Genomic DNA, 6,590 nt, shown 5'->3' on the forward strand with positions numbered 1-6,590 from the left:
CAGTTTTTTTATTTTCTAGGTCAGCGCCACGGACAGTGGTCGCGTGACGACGACCCCCTGCTCGCCTGCCTAACAGGTCTAGCGGCGTCCGCCTCGGTAACCACCGCGGCGGTCATCCCGGTCACCACGGTAGCCACCGCGACCGCGGCCGCGACCACGACCGCCGAAACCGTCACCGTCATCGAAGTTTCCACGGTAGCTACCCCGGCCACGTCCGCCACCACGGCGGTCATCGCGGCCACGACCACCACGGTATCCTCCGCGACCGCGACCGCCATCACGACGATCGCCACGGTAGCCACCACGGCCACCGCGGTAGTCATCGCTGTCGTCGACCGAGGTGCCGTCGTCAAGCTTCAGCCCAATGAGCTGGCCGGAAATGCGGGTATCGGAGAGGTTGTTGATGACTTCTTGCGGCAGGTTGGCCGGCAGTTCGACCAGGGTGTGGTCGCCACGGATGTCGATGTGTCCGAAGTCCTTTGATGACAGGCCGCCCTCGTTGGCGATGGCGCCCACAATGGCACCCGGGCGGACGTGCTGGCGACGACCGACGCTGATGCGGTAGGTTGCGGTGCCCTCGCGTTCGAATTCGACCAGGTCGGCGCGCTTGCCCTGACCGCGCTCACCACGGGAGCGACCATCGCGGCCACGGTTGCGGTCGCGGTCGAAACGATCACGGTCACGATCATGACGACGGCCACGCGGTGGCTCCTTCATCAGGAAGTCGCCCGACTGTGCCTGCGCAGCGATAGCAGCGGCGATATCGACCAGCGGAGTGTCGTGCTCTTCAGCGTACTCCTCGATGAGCTCGCGGAAGACCGGAACCTGCGAATCGGCAAGTGCCTCAGTCAAATCATCAGCGAACTTCTGCTTACGGGAGTCGTTGACCTCATCGACGGTCGGCAGCTTCATCTCGTGCAGCTGGGACTTGGTCGCACGCTCAATCGAGCGCAGCAGGCGCCCCTCACGCGGAGTGACAAACAGCAGCGCCTCACCGGAGCGGCCAGCGCGACCGGTACGACCAATGCGGTGGACGTAGGACTCGGTGTCGTGCGGAATGTCGTAGTTGACCACGTGGGAAATGCGGTCAACGTCCAGGCCACGAGCAGCCACATCGGTTGCCACCAGGATGTCCAGGCGGCCGTCCTTGAGCTGATCAATCGTGCGCTCACGCAGGGTCTGCGGGATATCGCCGTTGATGGCGGCAGCGGAGAATCCGCGGGCACGCAGCTTCTCAGCGAGCTCCTCGGTCTCGTGCTTGGTACGCACGAACATGATCATCGCTTCAAATTCCTCGACCTCGAGGATGCGGGTCAGCGCGTCCAGCTTGTTGCGGTGGCTGACCATCAGGAAGCGCTGGCGAATATTGTCCGCAGTGCGAGTCTGGGACTTGACGGTGATCTCTTCCGGCTCCCTCAGGTACTGCTTGGACAGGCGACGAATCGAAGCCGGCATGGTAGCCGAGAACAGTGCGACCTGCTTGTCATCCGGAGTGTCGGCAAGAATGCGCTCGACATCCTCCTGGAAACCCATCTGCAGCATCTCATCGGCCTCGTCCAGTACCAGGAAGCGCAGGTCGGAGATGTCCAACGAGCCCTTTTCCAGGTGGTCAATGACACGACCCGGCGTGCCGACGATGATCTGTGCACCTCGACGCAGACCCGACAGCTGCACTCCGTAGGACTGACCACCGTAGATTGGCAGGACCTGAATCTTGCCCAGGTGATCAGCAAACGACTGGAAGGAATCCGCAACCTGCAGTGCCAGCTCACGGGTCGGAGCGAGCACCAGCGCCTGCGGTGCGCGGACGGAGCGATCAATGCGAGCCAGAATCGGCAGCGCGAACGCCGCGGTCTTACCAGTACCAGTCTGAGCCAGGCCGACGACGTCGCGGCCGCTCATCAGAGTCGGGATAGTTGCAGCCTGAATTGGGGAAGGAGTCTCAAACCCAACCTTGCGAACTGCATTGACAATGTCATCCGGCAGCTCGAGCTCATCGAAGCCGACGGTGTCGTCGTCGTTGTCGTGTTTGTTCTTTTCGGCCTTCTTTTCGGCCTCGGCAGTCTTTTCTACCTTCTCGGTCTTTTCCTCAGCGGCCTTCTCTCCGGCCACTGGTGCTTCCTCGGCCACTACATCCTCGGCCTTCACAATTGCGTCCTCGCGCTGGTTTTCGCGCTGATCCTCGCGATTTTCCTCGACGCTGCCATTCATTTCATTATTAGCCATTTGGGGCTCTTCCTGGGCCTTTTCGCCCGCACACTCAATATTCAACAGTTGATTACTCACAGTTGGGTCGCACATACATGACCCGCCCAATTTACGTTCTTGTTTTCAGTGCTCTCACGTCGGAATTGCGATGACATCGCTTCTCTTGCACATACTTCGAAAAATTGCGCCCAAACCCAATTCAGCTTTTACTTCCGAGGAGGGGCGCCCATCATGCACTATGCACTCTCAAGCGTTTCACCAGCGAATTTATACCGCTGCCAGATTCTCTGCGACATTGTCGTCAGGATTTCACACCGACTGCCCAGACTACGCCACCGTCGGTCAAAAAACCATTTCCCGTTAGCAAGGCCACAACACTAGGTGGTCGATTTCTTGGATGAGGCCCGGCGCTGGGGCCGACGTCAAACGAGCACATTGCACCCACTTCGGGGTACCTATTTTGCAATTGCATGGGGTGAGGTAGTTAACATTTTCCCTACACGTTTGTACACATATCTGCTATTTTCCGCCGTGGAACACCCACCGTTCGGCGGATTTTTGCAATTTCGCAACGTATAAACCCAAGGTCACTAGAGAATGTCCAGCAATAACAACGCACCAGAAACGCCGCCGTCTTCGCCCCGGCAGTCCCCGCTAAAACCACATTCTCCCGAGGAGATTTCTGGGAATGGCAAGCAGGAAAATAAGGCACCGTCGAAGCTCTCGGCGATAATTGAGGTTCTCGGATTTCCGGGCTTTATTTTGGCGGGTTCGGCGCTGGCATTCTTCTTCCCCGCCCCGTTTACTCCGCTGACGGACTACATCACATATTTCCTGATGATCATCATGTTCGCGATGGGCCTCACCCTGACCATTCCGGACTTTAAGCAGGTCGCTAAGCGCCCGTTGGCGATTCTCTTCGGCGTCATTGCGCAGTTTGTCATCATGCCGCTGCTAGCAATTGCCGTGGCGAAAGTGCTCGGGCTTAACCCGGCGCTGGCCGTCGGTCTGCTGATGCTGGGCTCCGTCCCAGGCGGCACCTCATCGAACGTCATCGCTTACCTGGCACGCGGTGATGTCGCGCTGTCCGTCGCTATGACCAGCGTGTCGACGCTGGTCTCGCCGATTATGACGCCGTTTCTCATGCTCGTGCTTGCCGACGCGCACACGGAGGTCGACGGCCTCGGGATGGCGTGGAGCCTCTGCCAGACAGTCCTCCTGCCTGTGGTTGGTGGCCTGATCATTCGCTTTGTGGCCGACTCGTTTATTAATAAAATCCTGCCGATTCTGCCGTGGATTTCCATCCTCGGTATCGGCGGCGTGGTCTTCGGTGCCGTGGCCAAGAATGCGGAGAGCCTGGCGCACATTGGCCTCATTGTGTTTGTGGCTGTAATCATCCACAACGTGCTGGGCTACGTGCTCGGCTTCTTTGCAGGCCAGCTGGTCGGGATGCCGACTGCGGGCAAGCGCACGGTGGCCGTGGAGGTCGGCACGCAATCCGCGGGTCTGTCTTCCGGTATGGCGGCGAAGTTCTTTACCCCAGAGGCCGCGCTTCCGGGCGCGGTGGCCGCGGTGGTGCACAACATTACTGGCGCTATCTATGTGGCTATTTGCCGAAAGCTCGATGAAGGCAAGGAATCTAGCAAATCCGCTTCTGTTTAAGCTGTTTTCGCTTTGGCTTCTTTTGCTCCGCTGTTCGACGAGTGGGCTGGTAGAGTCTCGCGCCCGAATATCCAGCCCACCATCGCGACCAGCGAGATGACACCGCAAACAAGGAATCCGGCCTTGAACCCTGCGGCATCCACGATTGCGCCGACAATCAGCGGGCCGGAGATTGCTCCGAAGTCCTGAGCCATTTGGAAATTGGCGAGCACCTTTCCACCTTGGCGGTTGGCGCCGATGACGTCGGCAAGCACGGCCTGCTGCGATGGATTGATCATGCCAGCGCCGAAGCCGGCGAGGACTGAGAGAATCAGTAGCGGAATGGCGCCGCTGCTAAATCCGATTGCGCCAGTGAATACGCCGTTGATAAACAGGCCTGTGATGAGCAGTGGACGACGGCCGATGCGGTCGGACAAACGACCGGAAAACTGAAGTGCCGTAACATTGCCGAGCGCGAAGGCCGTCAGCGCGAAACCAGCTGTGGCAGTGGCAGCTACTGCCCCATCGCTGCCCGGTTCTGGGGCGCCGACATGGGAGAACGTTGCCGCAGCGAACAGCGGGACAATCGCGACGCGCACGCCGAAGTTCGACCAACCGTTGGCGAAGGCTCCGACTAGTGCGCTTCGATATGCCGAGTCCCGGATTGCCTCGGAGAACTTCAGCACTGGAGTCGTGCGCTTTGGCACTACGTGGCGAAGATGCTCCGCGCTCAGCGACATGCCGACCACAATCGTTGCCACAATCAGCGCGCCACCGTAGATGAAAAACGGCACCCGCATGCCCCATGCGCCCATTGCCGCACCAATAATTGGGCCAAAGACATTGCCCAACAGGAAGGCTGTGCCGTAGGCGGCCGAGCTCTTACCACGGATCTCCGGCGGTGAAATCCGCACAATCAGCCCCATTGCCGAGACCGTGAACATCGTCGAACCGATGCCTCCGAGCGCACGAAACGCCAGCAGTTGCCAATATGTCTGCGCAACACCGACAAGCAAAGTCGAGAACGCGACGATACTGATGCCGGTTAGGTACGTGCGTCGGTATCCGAGCTTCTCTACCAGCGAACCCGATGCCGGCGCGAAGATCAGCCGGAAAATGGAGAACGAACTGACCACGAAGCTGGCCGCGAACACACCCACATCGAAGCTGCGTGCGTACTGCGGAAGAATTGGAGCGATCAGCCCAAAGCCCAGCGCGATGATGAACGCGGCGCTGACCAGAATCCAAATCGCTCGCGGAATCGGCTGTTTTGTCCGGTCTAATTCACTCGACTGAGGACCCAGACCTTGTGATTCGCTTCCCACCTCCGATGCGATAGCCGGCTGAGATTCGCACTTTGCTTTACGACGAAGCAGGCCGCGCGAACGGGAAGCTGACAAGGTAACGGTCCTTTCTACTGTGCAAAAGAGAAAATAAAAAGCCCAGGAGTTCACCATAGCCCGATCTGCAAACAGTGACGATTACTAGAATGAGGCGCAATGACAGAACGCGGAGTTGAGATGAAAAAACGAATCGAAGTTGTAGGTGCGGTTCTTACCTACGAAGGAAAAATCTTCGCCGCCCAACGCGGCCCAGGTCGCTCGATGGAAAACTATTGGGAATTTCCCGGTGGAAAGATCGAAGAAGGTGAGTCCCCTCGTGAGGCTCTAGCCCGTGAACTAAGAGAAGAGCTAAAACTTGAAGCTGAGATTGGGAACCACATTCTCACTGTCGACCATGAGTATGACTTCGCCGTTATCTCACTGGCGACATACTTTTGTTCCGTTTCTTCTCCCGAAATCAAGCTAACGGAGCACACTGAATATCGTTGGTTAGAACCGGCCGAACTTTATTCCGTTGATTGGGCGCCAGCGGACATCCCTACAGTCGACATTCTTGTAAACGAACAATAATCAATACAAGCGACGCAGCGTGCATTTAGTATGCTAAAACAATGATGAATTCCCTGGTCGGAGACCTGCGATACGGCTTCATCGATAAAAACATCGTTGCCGACAAAAAATACAATCCCCGACTCATTCGCAACGATGAGTCGGCCACTATGTACAATGCGCTCCGCGAGGAGCTACGCACCGCTACGAGTTTCATATTTTCAGTAGCATTTATTTCTCCGGCCGCTCTTGCCATGCTGAAGGAGGATCTCCTTCAGTTTTCTGGCCCAATGACGATCATCACGTCGAACTACCTTGATTTCAATTCACCATCGATGTTCAGAGAACTACTCGAAATTGAGGGACTGAACGTCTACATCTACCCCGAGGATCATCACCGGGGTTTTCATCCAAAGGGATACCTCTTTTACAAAGAGGTTGAGCTTTCAGCCATCGTCGGCAGCGCAAATTTGACGCAAAAGGCGCTCCAGGAAAACGAAGAGTGGAATCTGCACTTTTCCAGCCACCAGAATGGTGATATCACGTTCCAAATTGAGACGGCCATTGATATGCAACGTAACCGTTGCATCCCACTAACTCATCAATGGGTCGATCAGTACGAACAGAACCGCGTACCTCCAGTTTCGAAAAACACGCACACAAAGTTGCTGCCCGAGGGCCCAGTTATCGCCAATCAAATGCAGCAGGTAGCGCTGTCGAATATCGCTGACTTGAGGCAGTCAGGCGAGCGGAAAGGCCTCATAATTTCCGCTACCGGCACGGGGAAGACGATCCTTGCTGCACTAGCAGTTAAAGGGCTCTTCCGGTTTCGGAGTGCGTAGCGGGGTG

The 6,590-nt window shown here is 57.3% G+C and carries 5 protein-coding genes; 3 read left to right on the forward strand and 2 right to left on the reverse strand.

Going from position 1 to position 6,590, the window contains the following annotated elements; all coding sequences use genetic code 11:
• Positions 1 to 78 precede the first annotated feature (78 nt).
• Positions 79 to 2,226 (reverse strand): DEAD/DEAH box helicase, encoded by a 2,148-nt coding sequence (locus HMPREF2614_RS02485; RefSeq protein WP_083280596.1) that lies wholly within the window; start codon positions 2,224 to 2,226, stop codon positions 79 to 81.
• A gap of 579 nt (positions 2,227 to 2,805) precedes the next feature.
• On the opposite strand from HMPREF2614_RS02485, the gene HMPREF2614_RS02490 reads away from it, so the two are divergent.
• Positions 2,806 to 3,870, forward strand: a complete 1,065-nt coding sequence (locus tag HMPREF2614_RS02490) for a bile acid:sodium symporter family protein (RefSeq protein ID WP_141745465.1) — start codon at positions 2,806 to 2,808, stop codon at positions 3,868 to 3,870.
• Here HMPREF2614_RS02490 and HMPREF2614_RS02495 read toward each other — a convergent pair.
• Complete coding sequence (locus tag HMPREF2614_RS02495) at positions 3,867 to 5,249, reverse strand: MFS transporter (protein WP_070437924.1); 1,383 nt, start codon at positions 5,247 to 5,249, stop codon at positions 3,867 to 3,869. The two genes, HMPREF2614_RS02490 and HMPREF2614_RS02495, sit on opposite strands and share 4 nt — an antisense overlap.
• A gap of 120 nt (positions 5,250 to 5,369) precedes the next feature.
• Between HMPREF2614_RS02495 and HMPREF2614_RS02500 the strand changes: the two genes are divergently transcribed.
• Positions 5,370 to 5,762 (forward strand): (deoxy)nucleoside triphosphate pyrophosphohydrolase, encoded by a 393-nt coding sequence (locus tag HMPREF2614_RS02500; RefSeq protein ID WP_038629499.1) that lies wholly within the window; start codon positions 5,370 to 5,372, stop codon positions 5,760 to 5,762.
• A gap of 41 nt (positions 5,763 to 5,803) precedes the next feature.
• Positions 5,804 to 6,583, forward strand: coding sequence for a DEAD/DEAH box helicase family protein (locus tag HMPREF2614_RS02505; RefSeq protein ID WP_070560040.1), 780 nt, complete (start codon positions 5,804 to 5,806; stop codon positions 6,581 to 6,583).
• The last annotated feature ends 7 nt before the right edge of the window (positions 6,584 to 6,590 follow it).

Origin of the sequence: Corynebacterium sp. HMSC074C11 (assembly GCF_001809455.1) — a bacterium.
Lineage (GTDB): Bacteria > Actinomycetota > Actinomycetes > Mycobacteriales > Mycobacteriaceae > Corynebacterium > Corynebacterium amycolatum.